This window comes from Vreelandella hamiltonii (assembly GCF_014651775.1).
In the GTDB taxonomy this organism is placed as follows: Bacteria; Pseudomonadota; Gammaproteobacteria; order Pseudomonadales; family Halomonadaceae; genus Vreelandella; species Vreelandella hamiltonii.
The window spans coordinates 1-576 of sequence record NZ_BMXN01000069.1 but is presented as its reverse complement, the minus strand read 5'-3'; the positions used below and the strand labels follow the sequence as shown (position 1 = coordinate 576).

1 protein-coding gene is annotated in these 576 nt (G+C 57.8%); it reads right to left on the bottom strand.

Going from position 1 to position 576, the window contains the following annotated elements; all coding sequences use genetic code 11:
• On the bottom strand, positions 1–576 hold a 576-nt coding region (locus IE091_RS18380; protein WP_189464331.1), incomplete at both ends, for an efflux RND transporter periplasmic adaptor subunit.

Below are 576 nucleotides of genomic sequence, written 5' to 3'. Positions count from 1 at the left end.
GGTATCGTTTTCTTCGTGACGAATTACCTCAGGAGGCACCACCATGGCGCCTTCGCTCCTATAGGTAGTGATATGCACATGGGCACTCATACCAAGACGAATGTAACGCTGTTTCTCCGATGTCAGAGGAGGAATGCTTACAGTGAGTGGGTAACTGGCGCCGCTGTTGTTGCTTTGTGACTCCATGCGCTGTACGCCGATGGATGAGAGAACCCCCTCCAGCTCAATGCCTGCGAATGCATCGCCGGTGACTGTCACCGCCTGGCCTGGTTCAAGCATATTGATGTCCACCTCTTCGGCCCGAGCGGCAATATGTATCCGCTCAGTGCTCGCCAAAGTAAACAGCGGCTGCCCCTGGCTGACACGGGTGCCATTCTGTACCGGCTCACTCTCCACCTCACCACTCTGGCTGAGTGGCGGCATCACAACACCGGAAAAGGGAGCCCGCAGAGTGCGCCCCTCGCGCTGTACCAACAGAGCTTCATGGCGAGCCGCAGCATTCTCAAGCTCCATCTCGGCGATGCGCCGATTATCTCCCCGCCCCTGATCAAGGGTAGAGGCCAACTCCGCCTCTGC